Annotated in this window: 20 protein-coding genes; 12 read left to right on the top strand and 8 right to left on the bottom strand. The window is 64.5% G+C overall.

Annotation, left to right across the window (positions count from 1 at the left end; translation table 11 throughout):
• Positions 1 to 48: 48 nt before the first annotated feature.
• The 6 genes from AC07Y0_RS21470 to AC07Y0_RS21445 all read left to right on the top strand — a co-directional run bounded on the left by AC07Y0_RS21470 (position 49) and on the right by AC07Y0_RS21445 (position 6,176).
• Positions 49 to 1,281, top strand: a complete 1,233-nt coding sequence (locus tag AC07Y0_RS21470) for a pyridoxal phosphate-dependent aminotransferase (protein ID WP_498679670.1) — start codon at positions 49 to 51, stop codon at positions 1,279 to 1,281.
• Between the two features lie 343 nt (positions 1,282 to 1,624).
• Positions 1,625 to 2,788, top strand: coding sequence for an ABC transporter substrate-binding protein (locus AC07Y0_RS21465; RefSeq protein WP_498679669.1), 1,164 nt, complete (start codon positions 1,625 to 1,627; stop codon positions 2,786 to 2,788).
• Positions 2,789 to 2,846: 58 nt separating this feature from the next.
• Positions 2,847 to 3,707, top strand: a complete 861-nt coding sequence (locus tag AC07Y0_RS21460) for a branched-chain amino acid ABC transporter permease (protein WP_498679668.1) — start codon at positions 2,847 to 2,849, stop codon at positions 3,705 to 3,707.
• Positions 3,704 to 4,735 carry a branched-chain amino acid ABC transporter permease gene (locus tag AC07Y0_RS21455; protein ID WP_498679667.1) on the top strand — a complete coding sequence of 344 codons (1,032 nt, stop codon included), beginning with the start codon at positions 3,704 to 3,706 and terminating at the stop codon, positions 4,733 to 4,735. The genes AC07Y0_RS21460 and AC07Y0_RS21455 overlap by 4 nt, the downstream gene beginning before the upstream one ends.
• Entirely contained in the window at positions 4,732 to 5,478 is a 747-nt protein-coding gene (locus AC07Y0_RS21450; protein ID WP_498679666.1) for an ABC transporter ATP-binding protein, read from the top strand. Before AC07Y0_RS21455 ends, AC07Y0_RS21450 begins: the two co-directional genes overlap by 4 nt.
• The gene (locus tag AC07Y0_RS21445) at positions 5,478 to 6,176 is read left to right on the top strand and encodes an ABC transporter ATP-binding protein (protein WP_498679665.1); all 699 of its coding nucleotides are present in this window, start codon (positions 5,478 to 5,480) and stop codon (positions 6,174 to 6,176) included. Before AC07Y0_RS21450 ends, AC07Y0_RS21445 begins: the two co-directional genes overlap by 1 nt.
• Positions 6,177 to 6,260: 84 nt before the next feature.
• Here the strand turns inward: AC07Y0_RS21445 and ligM are convergent, their stop codons facing one another.
• Both ligM and AC07Y0_RS21435 read right to left on the bottom strand, forming a co-directional pair.
• Positions 6,261 to 7,670 carry a vanillate/3-O-methylgallate O-demethylase gene (ligM, locus tag AC07Y0_RS21440; protein ID WP_498679664.1) on the bottom strand — a complete coding sequence of 470 codons (1,410 nt, stop codon included), beginning with the start codon at positions 7,668 to 7,670 and terminating at the stop codon, positions 6,261 to 6,263.
• 148 nt (positions 7,671 to 7,818) lie between these two features.
• Positions 7,819 to 8,553 carry a GntR family transcriptional regulator gene (locus tag AC07Y0_RS21435; protein WP_498679663.1) on the bottom strand — a complete coding sequence of 245 codons (735 nt, stop codon included), beginning with the start codon at positions 8,551 to 8,553 and terminating at the stop codon, positions 7,819 to 7,821.
• Positions 8,554 to 8,783: 230 nt separating this feature from the next.
• On the opposite strand from AC07Y0_RS21435, the gene AC07Y0_RS21430 reads away from it, so the two are divergent.
• From AC07Y0_RS21430 to AC07Y0_RS21415, 4 genes are all read left to right on the top strand, one after another.
• Positions 8,784 to 9,836: an alpha/beta fold hydrolase gene (locus tag AC07Y0_RS21430; RefSeq protein ID WP_498679662.1), complete on the top strand. Its 1,053-nt coding sequence runs from the start codon at positions 8,784 to 8,786 to the stop codon at positions 9,834 to 9,836.
• On the top strand, positions 9,829 to 10,671 hold the full coding sequence (locus AC07Y0_RS21425) for a class III extradiol dioxygenase family protein (protein ID WP_498679661.1): 843 nt from the start codon (positions 9,829 to 9,831) through the stop codon (positions 10,669 to 10,671). Before AC07Y0_RS21430 ends, AC07Y0_RS21425 begins: the two co-directional genes overlap by 8 nt.
• A gap of 4 nt (positions 10,672 to 10,675) precedes the next feature.
• Positions 10,676 to 10,996 carry a YciI family protein gene (locus AC07Y0_RS21420; RefSeq protein WP_498679660.1) on the top strand — a complete coding sequence of 107 codons (321 nt, stop codon included), beginning with the start codon at positions 10,676 to 10,678 and terminating at the stop codon, positions 10,994 to 10,996.
• 84 nt (positions 10,997 to 11,080) lie between these two features.
• On the top strand, positions 11,081 to 12,010 hold the full coding sequence (locus tag AC07Y0_RS21415) for a methylenetetrahydrofolate reductase (protein ID WP_498679659.1): 930 nt from the start codon (positions 11,081 to 11,083) through the stop codon (positions 12,008 to 12,010).
• A gap of 109 nt (positions 12,011 to 12,119) precedes the next feature.
• Here the strand turns inward: AC07Y0_RS21415 and AC07Y0_RS21410 are convergent, their stop codons facing one another.
• From AC07Y0_RS21410 to AC07Y0_RS21385, 6 genes are all read right to left on the bottom strand, one after another.
• The gene (locus AC07Y0_RS21410; RefSeq protein WP_498679658.1) at positions 12,120 to 13,427 is read right to left on the bottom strand and encodes a TRAP transporter large permease; all 1,308 of its coding nucleotides are present in this window, start codon (positions 13,425 to 13,427) and stop codon (positions 12,120 to 12,122) included.
• A complete protein-coding gene (locus AC07Y0_RS21405) occupies positions 13,424 to 13,939 on the bottom strand; it encodes a TRAP transporter small permease (protein WP_498679657.1) in 516 nt (171 codons plus the stop codon). The genes AC07Y0_RS21410 and AC07Y0_RS21405 overlap by 4 nt, the downstream gene beginning before the upstream one ends.
• Before the next feature lie 70 nt (positions 13,940 to 14,009).
• The gene (locus AC07Y0_RS21400; protein ID WP_498679656.1) at positions 14,010 to 15,125 is read right to left on the bottom strand and encodes a C4-dicarboxylate TRAP transporter substrate-binding protein; all 1,116 of its coding nucleotides are present in this window, start codon (positions 15,123 to 15,125) and stop codon (positions 14,010 to 14,012) included.
• A gap of 43 nt (positions 15,126 to 15,168) precedes the next feature.
• Positions 15,169 to 16,050 carry an amidohydrolase family protein gene (locus AC07Y0_RS21395; RefSeq protein WP_454748020.1) on the bottom strand — a complete coding sequence of 294 codons (882 nt, stop codon included), beginning with the start codon at positions 16,048 to 16,050 and terminating at the stop codon, positions 15,169 to 15,171.
• The gene (locus tag AC07Y0_RS21390; protein WP_498679655.1) at positions 16,041 to 16,514 is read right to left on the bottom strand and encodes a MarR family winged helix-turn-helix transcriptional regulator; all 474 of its coding nucleotides are present in this window, start codon (positions 16,512 to 16,514) and stop codon (positions 16,041 to 16,043) included. Before AC07Y0_RS21390 ends, AC07Y0_RS21395 begins: the two co-directional genes overlap by 10 nt.
• Before the next feature lie 10 nt (positions 16,515 to 16,524).
• Complete coding sequence (locus AC07Y0_RS21385) at positions 16,525 to 17,319, bottom strand: crotonase/enoyl-CoA hydratase family protein (RefSeq protein ID WP_498679654.1); 795 nt, start codon at positions 17,317 to 17,319, stop codon at positions 16,525 to 16,527.
• 142 nt (positions 17,320 to 17,461) lie between these two features.
• Here AC07Y0_RS21385 and AC07Y0_RS21380 point away from each other — a divergent pair, with 142 nt between their 5' ends.
• On the top strand, positions 17,462 to 19,315 hold the full coding sequence (locus AC07Y0_RS21380) for a feruloyl-CoA synthase (protein WP_498679653.1): 1,854 nt from the start codon (positions 17,462 to 17,464) through the stop codon (positions 19,313 to 19,315).
• Positions 19,312 to 20,073: an SDR family NAD(P)-dependent oxidoreductase gene (locus tag AC07Y0_RS21375; RefSeq protein ID WP_498679652.1), complete on the top strand. Its 762-nt coding sequence runs from the start codon at positions 19,312 to 19,314 to the stop codon at positions 20,071 to 20,073. Before AC07Y0_RS21380 ends, AC07Y0_RS21375 begins: the two co-directional genes overlap by 4 nt.

Here is a 20,073-nt window from a genome sequence, read left to right as displayed (position 1 = left end):
GAGCACCGCTCCCGCAACCGGGAGCAACAGGGAAGAGAGAGGATGGTCATGAACATCAACAGCAAGCCCGAAGAGACGGTTTTCCGGCCGGCGAAGCGCATCTCGTCGATCGGCGTCTCTGAAATCCTGAAGATCGGAGCCAAGGCACAAGCGCTGAAGCGCGAAGGTCGCCCGGTCATCATCCTCGGCGCCGGCGAACCGGATTTCGACACGCCGGACCACATCAAGGAAGCCGCGTGGAAGGCCATGCAGGCAGGCCAGACCAAATACACGGCTCTCGACGGCACGCCCGAGCTCAAGGCCGCGATCCGCGACAAGTTCAGCCGCGAAAATGCCGTCGACTACGCGCTCGACGAGATCACGGTCGCGACCGGCGCCAAGCAGATCCTGTTCAATGCGATGATGGCGACGCTTGATCCGGGCGACGAAGTGATCATCCCGACGCCCTACTGGACCTCCTATTCCGACATCGTCCAGATCGCCGAGGCGACGCCGGTTCTCATCGCCTGCAACGCCGAGGCGGGCTTCCGCCTGCAGGCCGCCCAGCTCGAGGCGGCGATCACGCCAAAGACGCGCTGGGTCATCCTCAATTCGCCGTCCAACCCGTCGGGCGCCGGCTACCGTGCCGAGGACTACCGCCCGCTGCTCGACGTGCTCATGAAGCACCCGCAGGTCTGGCTGCTGGTCGACGACATGTACGAGCACATCGTCTATGACGGCTTCGAATTCGTCACGCCGGCTGCCCTTGAGCCGCGCCTGAAGAACCGCATCCTCACCGTCAACGGCGTCTCCAAGGCCTATGCCATGACCGGCTGGCGCATCGGCTATGCCGGCGGCCCGCGCGACCTGATCAAGGCCATGGCCGTGGTGCAGAGCCAGGCGACCTCCTGCCCCTCCTCGATCAGCCAGGCCGCCTCGGTCGCCGCGCTGAACGGCCCGCAGGATTTCCTCGTCGAACGCAAGGCGAGCTTCCAGCGCCGCCGCGATCTGGTGGTCGCCGGGCTCAACGCCATTGACGGCCTCGATTGCCGCGTGCCGGAAGGCGCCTTCTACACCTTCTCCGGCTGCGCCGGCGTGCTCGGCAAGACCACGCCCTCCGGCAAGCGCCTCGAAACCGACACGGACTTCTGCGCCTACCTGCTGGAAGACGCCAATGTCGCGGTCGTCCCGGGTTCGGCCTTCGGTCTCTCGCCCTTCTTCCGCATCTCCTATGCCAGCGCCGAGTCCGAACTCAAGGAAGCGCTGGCCCGCATCGCGGACGCCTGCGCCCGGCTTGCCTGATCCGGACGGCGGCGAGCCCGGACATAAACGATGAGACGAACAGCCCGGCGCGGCATGGCCCCGCCGGGCTGTTTGCGTTTGCCGATTCCCTCGCCCTGACCGCAGGCCGGGCCACCCGTACTGTTCGGCGGCGAGCAGACCAAGGCGGAGGGAAAACCGCCAGCTCGGCAAATTTGCCATCCGTCAGCTTCGTCTCCTTGTGAGTGCCTTCGATCTATGTATACATGGATAACGGTACGCGATTTTTGCGCAGCGGCATTTCGTCGTGGGAGTAACGACAAACCGCTACGCTGCAGCGGATCCGGCATCGGGAAGCCGGATCGGACAAAAGGGAGGAGTATACATGATTACGAGAAGAATTTTCATTGCCAGCACTCTGCTGTCGATGCTGACGGCCGGCTCCGCCTGGGCGCAGGACGCCGTCAAGATTGGACTGATCCTGCCGATGACCGGCCCCTTCGCCTCGACCGGCAGACAGGTCGAGGCCGGCGTCCGCGCCTATATGGCCCTGCATGGCGACACCGTCGCCGGCAAGAAGATCGAGCTTGTGCTGCGTGACGATGCCGGCACCGCCGACCAGACACGCCGCATCGCCCAGGAACTCGTCGTCAATGAGGGCGTTTCCATGCTCGCCGGCTTCGGGCTCACCCCGCTTGCCATGTCGGTGGCGCCGGTCCTCAACCAGGCCAAGGTGCCGGCCATCATCACCTCGGCAACGACCTCGGCGATCATGAAGCAGTCGGACTATTTCGTTCGCACCAGCATGGGAGGCCCCCAGTCGGCCGTGCCAGTCGCAACCTGGGCCGTGGAAAACGGCCTGAAGCGCGTCGTCACTCTGGTCACCGACTACGGCCCCGGCCACGACATCGAGAAGGGCTTCACCGACCAGTTCAAGAAGGAAGGCGGCGAGATCGTCGAAGCGGTCCGTGTGCCGCTGCAGAACCCCGACTTCGCCCCCTTCCTGCAGCGCGTCCGCGACGCCAAGCCCGATGCCGTCTTCGTCTTCGTACCCTCGGGCGTCGGCTCGCTGTTCATGAAGCAGTTCGCCGATCGCGGCCTGAAGGAAGCGGGCATCAAGCTGATCGCCACCGGCGACGTCACGGACGACGACCTGCTCAACGCCATCGGCGAACCGGCCGTGGGCATCGTCACCGGCCATTTCTACTCGGCCAACCATGACAGCCCGGAAAACAAGGCCTTCGTCGGTGAGGTGCGCAAGGCCAACGACAACATGCGCCCCAACTTCATGTCGGTCGGCGGCTATGATGCCATGCATCTCGCCTACGCGGCGATCGAGAAGACCGGTGGAGACACCGACGGGACGAAGCTGATCGAGGCCATGAAGGGCATGGAATGGATGAGCCCGCGCGGTCCGATCACCATCGATCCGGCCACCCGCGACATCGTCCAGGACATTTATATCCGCGAGGTCAAGCAAGTGGACGGCGAGCTCTACAATGTCGAGCTCAAGACCTACGAGAAGATCCGCGACCCGAACGCCAACTGAGCGCCACAGCCGCGTGGAGGGCCTCAAGACCAGGCCCTCCACGCCATAGCGAGTGACCATGCTGACAATCCTGTTCGACGGCATTGCCTATGGCATGCTTCTTTTCGTCCTTGCCTGCGGGCTTTCGCTGACGCTCGGCCTGATGAATTTCGTCAACCTGGCCCATGGCGCCTTCGCCATGGCGGGCGGCTACGTCACCGTGATCCTGATGAACCGCTACGGGATTTCCTTCTACTGGTGCCTGCCCGCCGCCTTCCTCGTCTCCGCGCTCGCCGGCGCCGTCCTGGAGCGTACGCTTTACCGGCATCTCTACGGTGTTTCGCATCTCGACCAGGTGCTGTTCTCGATCGGCCTGGTCTTCATGTCCATCGCGGCAGTCGACTATTCCATGGGCGGCCAGCAGCAGATGATCGACCTGCCGCCGCTCCTGGGCGGACGCTTCGAGTTCCTCGGCATCGGGATCGGCCGCTACCGGCTCTTCATCATCGTGCTTTGCGCCGTGCTGACCGTCGCCCTGCAGCTGGCCCTTACCCGCACGCGGTTCGGCAGCCAGCTCCGCGCCGCCGTCGACGACGGGCGGGTGGCGCGCGGCTTAGGGATCAATGTCTCGGTGATCTTCGCGCTGACTTTCGCGCTCGGCTCTGGCCTTGCCGGTCTCGGCGGCGCCCTCGGGGTCGATCTGCTCGGCCTCGATCCGAATTTCCCGCTAAAATTCCTCATCTATTTCATGATCGTCGTCACTGTCGGCGGCACCTCCTCGATCACCGGTCCCTTCATCGCCGCGCTCCTGCTCGGCATCGCCGATGTGGCCGGCAAATATTATGTGCCTCAGCTCGGCTCCTTCATCATCTATGCCGTCATGATCGTCATGCTGATCCTGAGGCCCTACGGCCTGTTCGCGCGGGAGGGCGGCCGATGAACAGGCGACCCGACAGTTCCGCCGCCGACACCGCCCAGGCTCTGCTCAGGCAGGCGGGCCGCTGGCGCCTCTGGGAGATCGGCCTGTGGCTGCTCGCGGTGGCTCTGATCTTCATCCTGCCCTCCAAGATGCTGATCCTGACCGAGATCGCCATCCTGGCGCTGTTCGCCGTCTCGCTCGACCTGATCCTCGGCTATGCCGGCATTGTCTCGCTCGGCCATACCGCCTTCTTCGGACTGGGCGCCTATGCCGCGGGGCTGTTCGCCCGCGACTATCTCTCCGAGCCCGTCAGCGGCCTTCTGGTCGCGGGCCTGGTCAGCGGGGCGTTCGGTTTCGTCACCAGCTTCCTGGTGCTGCGCGGCTCCGACCTCACCCGGCTGATGACGACCTTCGGCGTCGCCATGCTGCTGGCCGAAATCGCCAACCAGGCCGCCTGGCTGACCGGCGGTGCCGACGGCCTGAGCGGCATCATGGTCACCCCCATTCTCGGCCTCTTCGAGTTCGATCTCTGGGGCCGCAACGGCTACATCTATGCGCTCGTGGTGCTGATGGCGCTGACCTATGTCGCGCGCCGCATCGTGAATTCGCCCTTCGGCCTGTCGCTGAAGGCGATCAAGCGCAACCAGCGGCGCGCCTCCATGCTCGGCATCTCGCCCACGCGGCGGATCGTCGCCATCTACACCCTTTCTGCCGCCTATGCCGGTATCGCCGGCGCGCTCCTGACCCAGACGACCAGCTTCGTCTCGCCCGACGTGCTCGCCTTCCACCGCTCCGCCGACGTGCTTCTGGTGCTGGTGATCGGCGGCGTCGGCTATCTCTACGGCGGCATCTTCGGCGCGGCGATCTTCTCCGTGCTGCGTGACTGGCTCTCCGTCATCACCCCGCAATACTGGATGTTCTGGATCGGTCTGATCCTGATCATCATTGTCCTGGTCGGGCGCGAGCGGCTCGGACGCTGGCGGACCTACCTACCCGGCGCGGCCGGCCGGCTGAAGGCGAAAGCGCAGGCAGCGGAGGACGCGCCATGACGGCCGCCCTCGAGACCCGCAACCTGGTCAAGCGCTTCGGCGCCTTCATGGCCACCAATGACGTCTCGCTCAGCATCCGGCAGGGCGCGCGCCATGCCCTGATCGGCCCCAATGGTGCCGGCAAGACCACGCTGATCAATCTGCTCACCGGGGCCCTCACCCCGAGCAGCGGCCAGGTCCTGCTCGGCGGCGAGGATATCACCTATCTGCCGGCCCATGCCCGCGTCGGCCGCGGCCTGTCGCGCACCTTCCAGATCAATCAGCTTTTTGGCGATTTCACCCCGCTGGAATCGGTGATGCTGGCGATCGGCGAACGGGAAGGACACGGCTGGCGCGCCTGGAAGCCGCTGTCGCGCGACCGCGAAGTGGCGGACGAGGCGGCACAGCTGCTGGAACGGTTCCGCCTGGTCGACACGATGGGCGTCCCAACGAACCTCCTTCCCTATGGAAAGCAGCGGCTGCTGGAGATCGCGCTCGCCATCGCCACCCGCCCCAGGGTGCTGCTGCTGGACGAGCCGGCGGCGGGCGTTCCGGAGGAGGAACGCCATGAGGTTCTGTCGATCGTGCGCGACCTCCCCCCCGACGTCACCGTGGTTTTGATCGAGCACGACATGGACCTCGTCTTTTCCTTTGCCGACCGCATTTCGGTTCTGGCTGCCGGCAGCCTCTTCGCCGAAGGCACGGTCGAGGAAATATCGAAGGACCGCCAGGTCAAGGCGATCTATCTCGGGGAGGACGCCTGATGCCGGAACTGCTGCGCATCGAAGGCCTGTCGGCCGGCTATCGCGAGGCGCGCGTCCTGTTCAACGTCGAGCTCGCGCTCGAGGAGGGCAAGTCGCTGGCGCTGCTCGGCCGCAACGGTGCCGGCAAGACGACGCTGCTCGACACTATCGTCGGCACCACGACCTATCATTCCGGGGCGATCTTCCTGGCCGGCCGGGACATTTCCCGGCTTCGTCCCGAACAGCGGGCGGCGCTCGGCATTGGCTGGGTGCCGCAGGAACGCAACATCTTCCGCTCGCTGACGGTGGAGGAAAACCTGACCGCCACGGCCCGGCCCGGACCCTTCACGCTCGCGCGCGCCTTCGGCATGTTCCCGCGCCTGCAGGAGCGCCGGCGCAATCTCGGCAATCAGCTCTCCGGCGGCGAGCAGCAGATGCTGGCGGTCGCCCGCGCGCTCATGCTCAATCCGAAACTGCTGCTGCTGGACGAACCCCTGGAGGGTCTGGCGCCGATCATCGTCGACGAACTTCTGGCCGCCATGCGCCGCATCGTGACCGACGAAGGCATCTCAGCCATTATCGTCGAGCAGAAGGCGCGCAAGATTCTACCGCTCACCGACGAGGTCGTCTTCCTCGAACGGGGCGCGATCGTCTACCACGACACCTCCGCCGCGCTGCTGGCCTCGCCGGAAATGCTGGAGAAGCATTTGAGCGTGTGACGAACGGGGGGGGCGGCGAACCTTCAGGCAGGCCAAAAAAAGCGGCCCCCGAAGGAGCCGCCTGTCTTGCGGGTGGACCGCCCGTCAGTCCTTGCGCTTGCGCCAGCTGTCGGCATAGTTCTCGCGGGCCTCGCGCGCATACGGCGTCGGTGCCACGCGCACGCGGATCTCGGCCTGCCGGTGCGGCTCGATCGAGGTCTTGCGCGAGCCGCCGTCCGGTTCGCCCCAGATCAGCGTCAGCACGTCGCCTTCTTCGACATCCTGATCGACGACGCCGAGCGACAGCATGCAGCGCTCGTTGAAGCTGTAGCCGTTGAACATCGACATGCCGACCATCTTATCGCCCTTCATCACCATGTCGGCGCTGGTCGAGGCATAGTTCGGCTGCGGGAAGTCGATCCATTTGTAGGGCAGGCCGTCCTCGAAGCCGGAAGCGATGACCTTCAGCACGTCCTCGCGGTTCCACTCGAAGGTGACCTTCTTGCGGTTCTTGCGGCCCTTCATCTGCTCGAGCGCCGCCTTGCCGACGAAGTCGTCCTTCTTCCAGCCGATATAGAAGTCGTAGCCGAGCTCGAACGGATTGACGTAATAATCCTCGATATTGTTCGACACGAAGGAGCCGCCGATCGCGCCGGTCGCCTCGTAGGAGTCGGCGCCGAGCCATTTGCGGTATTCGGCGAGCATGCCGTCACCGGTATAGATGCCCGGCAGCGGCGAGGGGATCCAGCCGGACTCCAGCGTATTGGTCGAATAGGCCCGGCTGCCGCAGCGCACGAGGTCGACGCCGGCTTCCTTGGCGGATTCGAGGATGACCGAGAGAATATAGGCCTTGTCCTCGTACGGACCCCAGATCTCCAGACCGGGAGCGCCCGACATGCCGTGGCGCAGCGCCTGCACCTTCTTCGAGCCGACCTTGATCCAGTCGACATGGAAGAACTTGATCTCCGGAATGGGGCCGCCGTTCATTTTCTCGAAGATCTTCGGCGCGTCCGGACCCTGGATCTGGTAGCGGTAATGGGTGCGCAGCACGCGTTCGCCTTCCGGCCGCGACGGCGAGCGCGGATCGTGCTTGAGCCGCACGTTCCACTTCCCGTAGGCCGCGCAGAACATCAGCCAGTTCGACGTCGGCGCCCGGCCGACCAGGATGAACTTGTCGTCGCGTTCGCGGAAGATGATGTGGTCGCCGATGACGTGGCCGTTCGGCGTGACCGGCACGAAATGCTTGGCGCGATTGAGCCCAAAATTGGCGAAGGAATTGATGCCGTGATGGGCGAGGAACTTCTCCGCATCCGGCCCTTCGACGATCAGTTCGTCCATATGGTGCGACTGGTCGAAGAGAACGGCCGAATTGCGCCAGGCCGCCTGCTCCGAACGCCAGTTGGCAAACTCGGCCGCCACCACGGGGTATACATAGACGCCGACGCGGGAATTGCGCAGCAAACCGACAGGATCGGGGTTTTCGCCCAGAATCTCGCTAAGACTGGAATTGGCCATGGTACTCCTCCCTGAGTATTCGCCATCGATGTATACATTCATGCCGATCACGGGAGAGATTGCAAGCCCCTTTCTTGAGCCGCACTGCGCCCGACAAACGACAAGGGCGGCCGATGGCCGCCCGTTCGTCGCTGGAGAGATTGGGTGCTTAGCGGTGAATCAGCGCGAGGCCCGGGATTCGCTGCAGCAGCTCGGGGTCCTGACTGAAAATGTATTCGAGATTGTGCCGGGCGGTGCGCGCATGCTCTCGCGCGATCCATTCTGCCCGGGACCCCTCGCGCGCGGCGATTGCCTCGACCAGGGCATGGTGCTGCTCCTGCGCCGAGCGCAGGGAGCGCCGGAAGGCTTCGATCTCGGTCTTGTTGGGCAGGAAGGCCGACGGCGAGGCGAAAGGCAATGAACTTGCGCGCTCGACCTCGCGCCGGACGATATCGCTGCCGGCCAGCCCCGCGAGCTGATGATGAAATTCCTCATTGAGGTCCGCATAGGCGTCGAAATCGACTTCGTCCGCCCCCGGCCCGAAACAGGTATCGAGCTTCCGGACCACGTCGCTGATGCGCGCCAACGCCTCCGGCGCCACGCCGCGCTCGGCCGCAAGCCGCGCCGCCGTTCCCTCCATGACGCCGCGCAGCTCGATGGAATCGATCACGTCAGCATAACCGAACCGCCGCACGACGAAGCCGCCATTGGGCAGCCGGTCCAGGAGCCCTTCCTCGGCAAGGCGTGACAGGGCCTCGCGCACCGGCGTGCGCGAAATGTCCAGCACCTCGGCCAGCGACACCTCGAACAGGCGCGTGCCACCCGGCAGCTCGCCGCTGATGATCTTCTCGCGCAACTCGATCACCGCCCGGCGGCCATGCGTCGCGACTTCGGAACCCTTCATGAATACACCCCGATTTTCCCTGTCACTCTATAGCACTGCGTGCGCAGTCCACGAAAGGCGGGCGCCACCCAAATCCCACACACGCCACCTCATGTATCCACAAGAGACAAGTGAACCGGCACAAAACGCGCCCACCGCTGGAAAAATGCGGGCAACCGTGACCAAAATGTATACATGAGAGAAATTTCGCTGTATACATCGCGCAGTTCTGGACCGGGAGGAGACGGTTTTTGGCGACATTGGTGCTCATTCCCGGACTGCTGTCCGATTCGTCTGTATGGCAACCCCTCGCCGACGCAGCAAAGGCGCGCATGCGGGCCCATCACGCCGACGTCACCCTCGACGCCTCCATCCCCGCCATGGCAACGCGCATTCTGGCCGAAGTCGAAGGCGACCTCATCGCCATCGGCCATTCCATGGGCGGGCGCGTTGCGATGGAGATGGCACGGCAGGCACCGCAACGCGTTCGCGGCCTGGTTCTCGCCAATACCGGGTATCAGCCGCGGCGCGACGGAGAGGAAGCCAGGCGTCAGCAGATGATCGATCTCGGCAATCGCGACATGGAAGCCCTGGCCGACCAATGGCTGCCGCCGATGCTCGACCCGGCCCGCAAGGAAGACACCGAACTGCTCGGCCGCCTGAAAGCCATGGTCCTGCGCGCCCGTCCGGCCGTGCACGCGCGCCAGATCCGCGCCCTGCTCGACCGCCCCGACGCCGGCACCTACATGGCGAACCTGCATTGCCCGATCTTGCTGGTGGCGGCCCGTCAGGATGGCTGGAGCCCCATTGCCCAGCACAGCGAGATCGCCGAGGCGACTCCTGACAGTGAACTGGTCGTCGTCGAGAACGCCGGACATTTCGCCCCGGTCGAGCGCCCCGACGACGTCGTCGCCGCGATCTGCGACTGGATCGACCGCAGATTTGGAGGACCGATGCTCGAACAGCCGCCCATACCCGACACGCCGCTCTTCGATCGCGCCGGATCGATCCGCGGATACAGGCTCAATAAGATGGCCATGGCCCTCGGCAAGCCGGCCAACCGGGAGGCCTTCAAGGGGAACGAGGAAGCCTATCTCGACAGCTTCGGCCTCACAGCCGAGGAGAAGGACGCCGTGATGCGGCGCGACTGGCACGAGATGGTACGGCTCGGCGGCAACCTGTTCTTCATCCTGAAGATCGCGGCGGTGGACCCGACCCCGATCACTGCGATCGGCGCGGCGCAGGCCGGCATGTCGCATGACGATTTTCTCTACGAACGGCTGGGAAAGAAACGCGATGGCTAGGATTATCGGCGGCATCGGGACGAGCCACGTCCCATCGATCGGCGCGGCGCTCGACAAGGGCCTGCGCGACAGCGCCGACTGGAAGTCCTTCTTCGACGGCTACGAAGCCGGCAAGGATTGGATGCGGGACGCGAGACCCGACATCGCCGTCGTCGTCTTCAACGACCACGGCAACACCTTCTTCCTAGACAAGGTGCCGACCTTCGCCGTGGGTGTCGCCGAGACCTATGAGCCGGTGGACGAGGGCTGGGGTCCGCGCGCCGTTCCACTCTTCGAGGGAGCGGTCGACTTCTCCTGGCATTTCGTCGACAAGCTCGTCGAGCGGCATTTTGATCCGCTGGTCTGCCGCGAAATCGAGGTCGACCACGGCCTGCAGGTCCCGATGGAACTGTTCTTCGGCCGACCGGAACGCTGGCCGGTCAAGATCCTGCCGATCTGGGTCAACACGATCCAGTATCCGATCCCCACGCCGCAACGCTGCTGGGACATGGGACTGGTCCTGCGGGAGGCGATCGAGAGCTGGCCCAGCGACGAACGGGTCGTCATCCTGGGGACGGGCGGCCTCTCCCACCAGCTGCAGGGCGCCCGCGCCGGCTTCATCAACCAGCCGGCGGACCGCGCCTGGCTCGACGGCATCGCCGCCAATCCGGAACCCTATCGGTCGATGAGCCGCGAGGACTATGTCGAACAATTCGGCTCGGAAGGGGCGGAGCTGATCATGTGGCTGGTCATGCGCGCGGCGATGAACCCGCAGGTGAACCTGCTCCACAAGCACTATCACGCCCCGGCCTCGATGACCGGCGCCGGCATGGTCGTGCTCGAAAACGCAGGCTGAGCCGATGTTCGTCCTCATGCGCTGCCTGCATCATCCCGGACAAGACGAACCCCGCGACGCCCATCGGCCGGCGCATCGCGCCTGGGTCCAGTCCGGCGGGGACGGGACCGCGATCGTGCTCATCGGCTCGGCGCTGCTCGATGAGAACGGCGCGGCCATCGGCAATTTCGGAATTCTGGAGGCTGCGGACCTCGCCCATGCCCGCGCCTTCGCCGAAGGCGACCCGTTCAACAGGGCCGGCATCGTCGCCTCGATCGAACTGACGCCGCTGCCGGATTCCTTCCAGTCACACCGCATCAGCGAACCCATGACGCCGCGAACCTAGCCCCCCGTCCCCCCGGTCCCTCCTTCCCGCCGGACGGGCGCCGGGCCACCGCTCCGACACTTAATTATGTTTCAGGAGGAAAGAATGGCATTGTTGAATTTCAAGGGTCGCGCCAATCGGCAAGTGTCATCGCCGGGTCTGGGGGACATCCTCGACGGCTGGTCGATCGAGGTCATGCCGCGCACCGCAGCCAAGATCGACGACTTCAGGGCGCTCCTGCCGGCCGGAACGCGCGTCTATATCGCCCACATTGCCGGCACCCCCATCGAGGACATGGTCGCGACCGCGCGCCGTCTGCGTTCCGAGGGCTTCCCGGTCATGCCGCACTTCCCCGCCCGCAGCATTCCGGATGCGGCAACGCTGGAGGACTGGATCAAGCGCTATCGCCACGAGGCGGACGTTCAGGAGGCCCTGCTTCTGGGCGGCGGGCAACAGGAGCCGGCGGGCAGCCTCGACAGCTCGATCCAGATGATGGAGACCGGCCTCTTCGATCGATACGGATTTACCCGCCTCCATGTCGCGGGCCATCCGGAGGGAAACCGCGACATAGACAGGGACGGCTCGACGCACAAGGTCGACCAGGCGCTCGCCTGGAAGCAGGATTTTGCCGCGCGAACCGATGCCGACATGGCGATCGTCACCCAGTTCGCCTTCGACGCCGGCGCCGTCACGGACTGGGCCGAGCGCATCCAGCAGGCCGGCATCACTCTGCCGATCCATGTGGGCGTCGCCGGGCCGGCCAAGCTGCAGACGCTCGTGCAATATGCGCTGTCATGCGGCGTCGGCCCGTCCCTGAAGGTGCTGCAGAAGCGCGCCCTGGACGTCACCCGCCTCCTCGTTCCCTACGAGCCGACCGAATTCGTGGCGGGGCTTGCCGACTACAAGGCCCGCAATCCCAACAGCCTGATCGAGCAATTGCACCTCTTCCCGCTGGGCGGCATCAAGGCGGCCGGTGAATGGGCGCGGCGCCAGGAGAACCAGGCGCCGGCCGAACTCGAACGCATGAACCGCTGACGGCAAGGCCGCCGCGCCGTTCGGCGCGCGACGAGAGTCCGACAATGAAAAAAGGCGGGAACTGTTCCCGCCCTTCTTCACTTCGGACATAAGCCGGCTAACGATCCTGTCAGAAGACCAGTTGCGGCAGGCTGAGCACGATTGCCGGGAACGCGATCGTCAGGATCACCACCAGCAGATCGGCCAGCATGAAGGGCGTAACACCCTTGAACACCTGCACCACCGTGACATAGCGGGACGCCACGTTCTTGATGACGAAGACGTTCAGCCCCACCGGCGGCGTGATCATGCCGATCTCCAGCAGCTTGACCACCAAAACGCCGAACCAGACGAGGCTGATACCCTCGGCCTTCAGCACGGGCAGCAGCACCGGCAGCGTCACCAGCAGGGCGCCGAAGGGCTCCATGAACATGCCGAGGATGAGATAGATCACCACGATGATGGTCATCAGTTCGACATAGCCGAGATCCGCACCGGCGACGAAGGAGCCGATGAAGGAAGATAGCCCGGTGACGCCGAGGAACCGGGTGAACATCGAGGCGCCGATGCCGATGATGAACAGCGATGCGCAGGTGGTCAGCGTTTCCAAAAGCGAGACGCGCACGACCTGCATGCTGAGCTTGCCGGTGATCGCCGACAGCAGGAACGCACCTCCGGCACCCACAGCACCCGCCTCCGTCGCGGTGAAATAGCCGGAGAACAACCCGCCGAACACCAGCAGCACGAGGATGAGCAGCGGCCATATGCGCAGGATCGCCGCCCGGTTGCCGCCCTCCCCGGATACGGCCGTCAGGGTGCGCGGCACGATGTCCGGCCTCAGCCAGCAGACCGTCAGCACGACGAGGCAATAGGAGAGTGCGGTCAACAACCCGACGCCGATGCCGCCGACGAAGATCTGCGTGATCGACGTCTCGGCGAAGACGCCGTAGACGATCATCAGGATCGAGGGCGGGATCAGGGCGCCGATCGTGCCGCCTGCGGCCAGCGCCCCGGCGGCAAAGCTCGGCCGATAGCCGGCATTGACCATTTCCGGAATGGCGATCCGGCCCATGGCGGCGGCGCAGGCGATCGAGGAACCGCTGACGGCGGCAAAGCCGGTGCAGGCGAAGATCGAGGAGATCGCCAGCCCTCCGGGAACCCGCCCGAGGATCGCCTTCGCCGCATCGAACAGGTTGGTGGTCAGTCCTGCATGGAAGGAGATGAACCCCATCAGCAGGAACATCGGCACGGCGCTCATGGTCCAGCTCGCCACGAAGCTGTAGGGCGTCGAGGTGATCATGCCGAGGGCCGGCTTGAAGCCGAGCAGAAACGCGATGCCGCCGAAGGAGACGGAAATCATCGCCAGCGCCACGGGAATGCGCAGGAGCAGCAGCAGGGCCAGTATGCCGATGCCGTAGAGACCGGTTTCGACGCTCATGCTTCACTCTCCCGCGCCGTGTCGACGCTGCCTGTGGTGATCTGGAGGAAGCGCACCGCCAGGATGGCAGCAGCGAGCGCAAAGCCGATAGACGGCAGAAAATAGCCGGGCCAGGTGATGATCTTGACCTGCAGCGCGACGACGAAGGTGCCGGTCACGTAGTTCTTCACCGCCGTGATCCAGGTCGCATAGGCCATCACCGCATAGATCACCGTGCCGAGCGCGGCGATCATGCCGTCGGACACCTTCATCATGCGCGGCGACATCATGAACTCGATCAGTTCGACGGAGATCATGCCGCCCCGACGCTCGACCCAGGCCAGCGGCAGGAAGGCAACGAGCACCATGTAGTAATAGGAGACGATTTCGACCGTGGCCGGCAGCGAGGCCCCAGTGATCGTGCGTGCGATGATGTCGGCGCAGACATGGACCATCATCAGGATGACGCCCACGGCACCGACGAAGGCCAGTATGCGCGACAGTCTGTCGGCAAGGGAAAAGAGCTGGGGCATGGAAGACCCTTTGAAAAAACATTGGCGAAAGAGGACCGGCCGGCGGGTATCTGGCCCGCCGGCCCCCACCTCAAAGTCCGTAGGTGGCGAAGTCGATCTTGCTCCAGACTTCGTCGTCGAGACGCTTGGCAATGGCGTCCGTGTCGCCCTTCGCCTCCTTGACGATGCCGTTCCACTTCTCGACCAGCGCGACGAAACGGTCGACGCGCGCCTGGGCATCGTCAAATCCGAAACGCTCCTGCGATACCTTGGCCGCCGTCGCCTTGTCCGCCTCGGCGAAGGCTTCCGACGCCTTCAGGAATTCGGCATCCGGCTCGAGGAACTGGATACCGGCCTTTTGCGCGGCCTCCTTGGCGATCGACGCCATCTCGTAACCCCAACGTTGGGTGAAGACGACATTCGCCTTGTTGGCGGCCGTTGCCAGTTGCTTGCGCTCCTCGGGAGAGAGGCCCTCCCAGGCGGAGTTGGCGACCGTGAAATCCGAGGTCGCGTGATAGGTACCGAGCGGAATGAAGGTGATGTTCTTCACCAGTTCCACCAGCCGGAACGACAGGAGATCGCCGATCGACGCCATCGAGCCGTCGATCACGCCCTGCGACATGGATTCGAAGGTGTCGCCGACGCCGATATTGGCGGGCACGGCGCCGAAATTCTCGGCCCAGCGCGAGAAAGGCGCACCGCCGCTGCGCAGCCTGAGCCCCTTGATGTCGGCTGCGGTCTTGACCGGCTTGGTGGTCAGCAGCGCATAGACGTCCGAGGAGCCGGACCCCAGGTAGACGACGCCGAACTTCTTCAGCTCCGCCTGGCAGGTGTCGCAGGTCACCATGTATTCCGTCATCGCCGCCGCCATTGCGTGCGGCTCGCGACCGGACAGTGCCAGTTCCCCGGCCAACGACATGTTCGGCAGGTCGGCCGGGAAATAGAGCGGCAGCAGGTTGCCGACCTCGACGAGTTGGCTCTGCAGGGCGTCCTTCATCTGGCCGAGGCCGACCACTTCGGGACCGAGCATCTGCGCGGTGAGGTTTCCACCGGAGACCTCCGGCAGATATTCGACGAGCTTTAGATAGAGGTGGCTGTTGGACGGATGGGCAGGCGGTGCGCCGGGTGCGACACGCAGTTCGCGGGCATCGGCGGTCGTGGCAGCCAGGGCAGCGAGCCCCGCAATCATATACAGCATGCGCTTCATGTTCATTTCCTCCCAGTTCAGAACACGTTACGGGTCGATAGATCTAAAGCTTCAGCAGTCTCCGGGCGTTTTCCTTGAGGATCAGCGGACGGACTTCGTCGCGGATATCGATCGTCTCGAAATCCTTGAGCCACCGGTCCGGAGTGATCGCCGGCCAGTCGGAGCCGAACAGCATCTTGTGCTTCAGCATGGTGTTGGCGTAGCGGATCAGGATTGGCGGAAAGTACTTCGGCGACCAGCCCGACATGTCGATGTAGACGTTGGGCTTGTGGGTCGCGACGGACAGCGCCTCCTCCTGCCAGGGGAAGGAGGGATGGGCGAGAATGATCGGCATGTCGGGGAAATCGGCCGCCACATCGTCCAGGTGGATCGGATTGGAATATTTCAGCCGCATGCCCATGCCGCCGCGCATGCCGGCGCCTACGCCGGTCTGACCGGTATGGAAGAGCGTGATCGCGCCTTCCTCGGCGATGGCCTCGTAGAGCGGATAGGCGCTGCGGTCATAGGGGTAGAAGCCCTGCATGGTCGGATGGAACTTGAAGCCCTTCACGCCGAATTCGCGCACCAGGCGGCGGGCCTCGCGGGCGCCGAGCCTGCCCTTGGCCGGATCGATCGAGGCAAAGGGGATCATGATGTCGGTATTTTCCGCGGCGATCCGCGCCACTTCCTCGTTCTCGTAGCGGCGAAAACCCGTCTCCCGTTCGGCATCGACCGGGAAGATCACGCAGGCGATCTTGCGTTCGCGATAGTAGGCTGCCGTCTCCTGAACCGTCGGCAGCATGCCTTGGGCTCCGGCCGGATTCTTGAAGTAGCTGGCCATACCGGCCTGGAACTCGTCATATCCGTCGTCGCGCGGGCCGCAGCACGGCTCCTCCGCATGGGTGTGGAAGTCGATCGCGACCAGATCGTCGATGTTCAACGGCATGTCTGCTCCTCCTCCAAGCCGACATATTTCTGCAGAAGTGCGATCAGTTGCCCCTGTTCGGGCTTGCTGAGCGGCGCGCCGGTCGTCTCCTCGTAGCTGAAGAAGGCGGCAGCGGCCGTCTCGACGGCTTCCTCGCCGGTGGGCGTCAATGTCAGCTCGACCGCGCGCCGATCGGCATCGGGGACTTCGCGGGACACGAAACCCTGCTCTTCCAGCGCGCGGATCAACTTCGTCATGTGGGCCCGCTTGATCATCAGCCGATGGCCGAGCGCGCTCTGGCGGATGCCGGGATTGCATGAGATGACCCAAAGCACGGAGAATTCGCCGGGTTTCAGACCGCGCGGACCCCGGTCGGAGAAAAAATCCTCGAAGGCGCGCAACTGCGCCAGCCGCAAGAGGAAGCCGAGCGAACCGGAAAGCGCTCCCACCTTGACCTGATCGACGCTGCGGAGAGACAGATCCACGATGCTCTCCTCAGTTCGCACCGGGCGCCTTGAGGCGCGCCGCACGTTTGTCGAGGAAGGCCTGCAGCCGTTCTTCCGCCTCCGGGCTGGTGGCCGTGAACGAGGAAATGAAGGATTCGACGAAGAGGCCGTCCTCCTTCGCCATGTCCTGGATGCGCGGCAGAGCATTGATGATGGCATAGTTCGACAACGATGCGTTGGACGCCGCGATCACCGCCAGGTCGTGCGCCTTCTTGCGCGCCTCGCCGGCGGGAACGACATATTGCACGAGGTTCCAGCGCTCCGCCTCGGCAGCCGATGCCACGCGCCCGGTCAGCATCATGTCGGTCATGCGCGCGACCCCCGACAGCCGCGCCACTCGCACCGACCCACCGCCGCCGACGAAGATGCCGCGCTGCCCTTCCGGAAGGGCGAAGAAGGCGGTCTCGTCGGCCACACGAATATGGGTGGAGGCGGCCAGTTCCAGGCCGCCGCCGACGACCGCGCCATGCAAGGCCGAGAACCACGGGATGGTGCCGTGCTCGATCCCTGCAAAGACGGCATGCCAGCGGCGGGAGCCCCGCACACCCTCGATCGCCGACTTCTTCACATGTTCGGCCAGATCGAGGCCGGCACAAAAATGGTCGCCATGCCCAAAGAGCACGACGGCCTTCGCCTCACGCTCGGCCCTGACGACGGCTTCGGCGATCGCCTCGACGAAGCGGTCACTGATCGCATTGCGCTTTTCCGGCCGGTTCAGACCGATATGCGCGATCTCGCCCACGGCTTCATAGGTTACGAAATGCGATGCAACATCCACGCCCATCGTCGGCAGCTCCTTGGATCATACGTGTTTTGATTTTTGTTTTCTCGTGGATTGTTTACAAGGTGATTGTTTCTTTGTAAACAAAATTCCAGCACCCGGGAGGGGCGATCAATTTCGTTACTGGCATTCTGGGAGGAGAGTCATGACGACAAGGCACATGCGCGCCATCAAGCTATGGTCACCCAGGCTCGAATGGCAGGAGCGACCCGATGGCTCCATCCTGATCTGGCGCAGCGATGCGCTCGGGCCCTATCCCGACAAGATCACGGAGCGTTTCGTCCATTGGGCCGAGACCGCACCCGAGCGGACATGGATGGCCGAGCGCGACGAGCACGGCGGCTGGCGCAAGCTTTCCTATGGGGAGGCCATGGCCCGTATCCTTGCAATCGCCCAGGCCTTTCTCGATTTCGGTCTTTCGGCCGAGCGCCCGCTGATCATCCTGTCCGACAATTCCATCGGACATGCGCTGGTGGCGCTCGCCGCGCAACATGTCGGCATCCCGTCGGCGGCGATCTCGCCGGCCTATGCGACCGCATCGAACGACTTCGACAAGCTGAAGGACATTGCCGGCCAGATCACCCCAGGCCTTGTCTTCGCCGAGGATGCGGCGCCCTTCCATGCCGCCATAGCCGCAACCTTTCCGCCAGATGTGCCGGTGATCTGCCTGCGCAACCCGCCGTCCGACCGGCCGGTTCACCTGCTGTCCGATCTCTATCGCATCGAGCCTGGCCCGGCGGTCGATGCAGCCCATGCCGCCGTCGGTCCCCACACCGTAGCGAAGTTCCTGTTTACCTCCGGCACCACCGGATCGCCGAAGGCCGTGATCCAGACCCAGCGCATGCTGTGCTCCAACCAGGAGATGATTGCCGATTGCTACGCCTTCCTGCGGGAGGACCCACCGATCGTCGTCGATTGGGCACCATGGAATCACACCGCCAGCGGCAACAAGGTCTTCAACATGGTCATCTACCATGGCGGCACCTTCTATATCGACAAGGGGCGGCCGACGCCCGCCGGGATCAGCGAGACGATCGCCAATCTGCGCGAGGTTTCTCCCACCTGGTACTTCAACGTGCCGGCCGGCTACGAGATGCTGGTTCATGCCATGCGCGACGACGCAGTGCTCAGGGATACCTTTTTCCGCGACCTGAAGATGCTGATGTATGCCGGGGCCGGCATGGCGCAGCACACCTGGGATAGCCTCATGGAACTCTCCAAACACGCGGGCGGCGAACCGGTGCACATCGGTACCGGTCTCGGTTCGACCGAAACGGCTCCTTTTTCGCTCTATTGTACCGAACCGCAGGACAAGCCCGGCAATATCGGCATCCCGGCGCAAGGGATCACCCTCAAGCTGGTTCCGCTCGAGGACAAGTTTGAACTGCGGTTGAAGGGCCCCAATGTAACCCCGGGCTATTGGCGCAGTCCCAAACTCACCGCCGCCGCCTTTGACGACGAGGGCTTCTATATGATCGGCGACGCGGTGAAGTTCGCCGTCGACCGCGATCCCAGGCACGGCTTCTTCTTCGACGGACGCACGGCGGAAAACTTCAAGCTGCAGACCGGCACCTGGGTCGCCGTCGGCAAACTGCGGGCCCAACTGGTCGACCAGTTCGGTGGACTGATCCGCGACGCCGTCATCACCGGTGCCGACCGCGAGGAGCTCGGCGCGCTGGTCGTGCCATTCTTTCCCGCCTTGCGAAAGCTGGTTGCGGACAGCGAGGACATGAGCGATGCCGAGATCCTGCAGCGTCCAGAAGTCCGGGCGGCCCTCGCCGAAAAGCTTGGCGCGCACGCGCGTTCGGCATCCGGCTCGGCCACCCGCGTCATGCGCATCCTGCCGCTCAAGGAAGCGCCCCGCTTCGAGCGCGGCGAGGTGACCGACAAGGGATCGATCAACCAGCGCGCCATGCTATCGCATCGGGCCGACCTCGTGGCCGCCCTCTATGACGGCGCCGAGGATGTCATTCGTTTCGAAGAGGAGAGGGTACGATGAGGATCGAAGGCAGCAGCGCATTGGTGACCGGCGGTGGATCGGGTCTTGGCGAGGCGACGGCGCGCATGCTCGCGGCCCGCGGCGCCATCGTTCATGTAATGGATCTCAACGAGGCTGCCGCCGCCCGCGTTGCGGCGGACATCGGCGGGATCGCGATTGCCGGCGATGTCGCGAGCGAAGCGGATGCCGAACGGGCGATAGCCCGCGCCGGACAAGCCGGCGATGGTTTGCGAATCCTCGTCAATTGTGCCGGCATCGGTCCGGCCGCCCGGGTGATCGGTCGCGAGGGCCCCATGCCGCTTGCCGATTTCGAACGGGTCATCCGCATCAACCTGATCGGCACCTTCAACATGATGCGGCTCGCAGCGGCGCATATGGCCGACCTGCCGGAGCACGACGACAAGGCGCGCGGCGTGATCGTCAATACCGCCTCCGTCGCCGCGACCGACGGACAGATCGGTCAGGTAGCCTATTCGGCCTCCAAGGGCGCGATCGTCTCCATGGCCCTGCCGGCGGCCCGCGAACTGGCCCGCTTCGGCATCAGGGTCAACACCATCGCGCCCGGCATCTTCGCCACGCCGCTGCTCAAATCCTTGCCGGCCGAGGTGCAACAGAGCCTGGCAGCCTCCATTCCCTATCCCTCGCGCCTCGGCGATCCGGCGGAATATGCCGACGCGGTCCGCTTCTGCATCGAGAACCAGTATCTCAACGCCGAAGTCATTCGCCTCGATGGGGCGATCCGAATGCAGCCGAAGTGA

It is taken from the genome of Allorhizobium sp. GW101-3B10 (assembly GCF_059424725.1).
This window is presented reverse-complemented; position numbering and strand designations above follow the sequence as displayed.

Excerpts from the sequence above, each read along its gene's own strand:
- AC07Y0_RS21435 (WP_498679663.1), bottom strand. The coding sequence starts at position 8,553 with ATGAAGGGTTCCGAAGTCGCGACGCATGGCCGCCGGGCGGTGATCGAG.
- ligM (WP_498679664.1), bottom strand. The coding sequence starts at position 7,670 with ATGGCCAATTCCAGTCTTAGCGAGATTCTGGGCGAAAACCCCGATCCT.
- AC07Y0_RS21410 (WP_498679658.1), bottom strand. The coding sequence starts at position 13,427 with ATGAGCGTCGAAACCGGTCTCTACGGCATCGGCATACTGGCCCTGCTG.
- AC07Y0_RS21375 (WP_498679652.1), top strand. The coding sequence starts at position 19,312 with ATGAGGATCGAAGGCAGCAGCGCATTGGTGACCGGCGGTGGATCGGGT.
- AC07Y0_RS21455 (WP_498679667.1), top strand. The coding sequence starts at position 3,704 with ATGAACAGGCGACCCGACAGTTCCGCCGCCGACACCGCCCAGGCTCTG.
- AC07Y0_RS21460 (WP_498679668.1), top strand. The coding sequence starts at position 2,847 with ATGCTGACAATCCTGTTCGACGGCATTGCCTATGGCATGCTTCTTTTC.
- AC07Y0_RS21450 (WP_498679666.1), top strand. The coding sequence starts at position 4,732 with ATGACGGCCGCCCTCGAGACCCGCAACCTGGTCAAGCGCTTCGGCGCC.
- AC07Y0_RS21465 (WP_498679669.1), top strand. The coding sequence starts at position 1,625 with ATGATTACGAGAAGAATTTTCATTGCCAGCACTCTGCTGTCGATGCTG.
- AC07Y0_RS21470 (WP_498679670.1), top strand. The coding sequence starts at position 49 with ATGAACATCAACAGCAAGCCCGAAGAGACGGTTTTCCGGCCGGCGAAG.
- AC07Y0_RS21395 (WP_454748020.1), bottom strand. The coding sequence starts at position 16,050 with ATGCCGTTGAACATCGACGATCTGGTCGCGATCGACTTCCACACCCAT.
- AC07Y0_RS21415 (WP_498679659.1), top strand. The coding sequence starts at position 11,081 with ATGGCATTGTTGAATTTCAAGGGTCGCGCCAATCGGCAAGTGTCATCG.
- AC07Y0_RS21385 (WP_498679654.1), bottom strand. The coding sequence starts at position 17,319 with ATGGGCGTGGATGTTGCATCGCATTTCGTAACCTATGAAGCCGTGGGC.
- AC07Y0_RS21400 (WP_498679656.1), bottom strand. The coding sequence starts at position 15,125 with ATGAAGCGCATGCTGTATATGATTGCGGGGCTCGCTGCCCTGGCTGCC.
- AC07Y0_RS21380 (WP_498679653.1), top strand. The coding sequence starts at position 17,462 with ATGACGACAAGGCACATGCGCGCCATCAAGCTATGGTCACCCAGGCTC.
- AC07Y0_RS21420 (WP_498679660.1), top strand. The coding sequence starts at position 10,676 with ATGTTCGTCCTCATGCGCTGCCTGCATCATCCCGGACAAGACGAACCC.
- AC07Y0_RS21445 (WP_498679665.1), top strand. The coding sequence starts at position 5,478 with ATGCCGGAACTGCTGCGCATCGAAGGCCTGTCGGCCGGCTATCGCGAG.
- AC07Y0_RS21405 (WP_498679657.1), bottom strand. The coding sequence starts at position 13,939 with ATGCCCCAGCTCTTTTCCCTTGCCGACAGACTGTCGCGCATACTGGCC.
- AC07Y0_RS21425 (WP_498679661.1), top strand. The coding sequence starts at position 9,829 with ATGGCTAGGATTATCGGCGGCATCGGGACGAGCCACGTCCCATCGATC.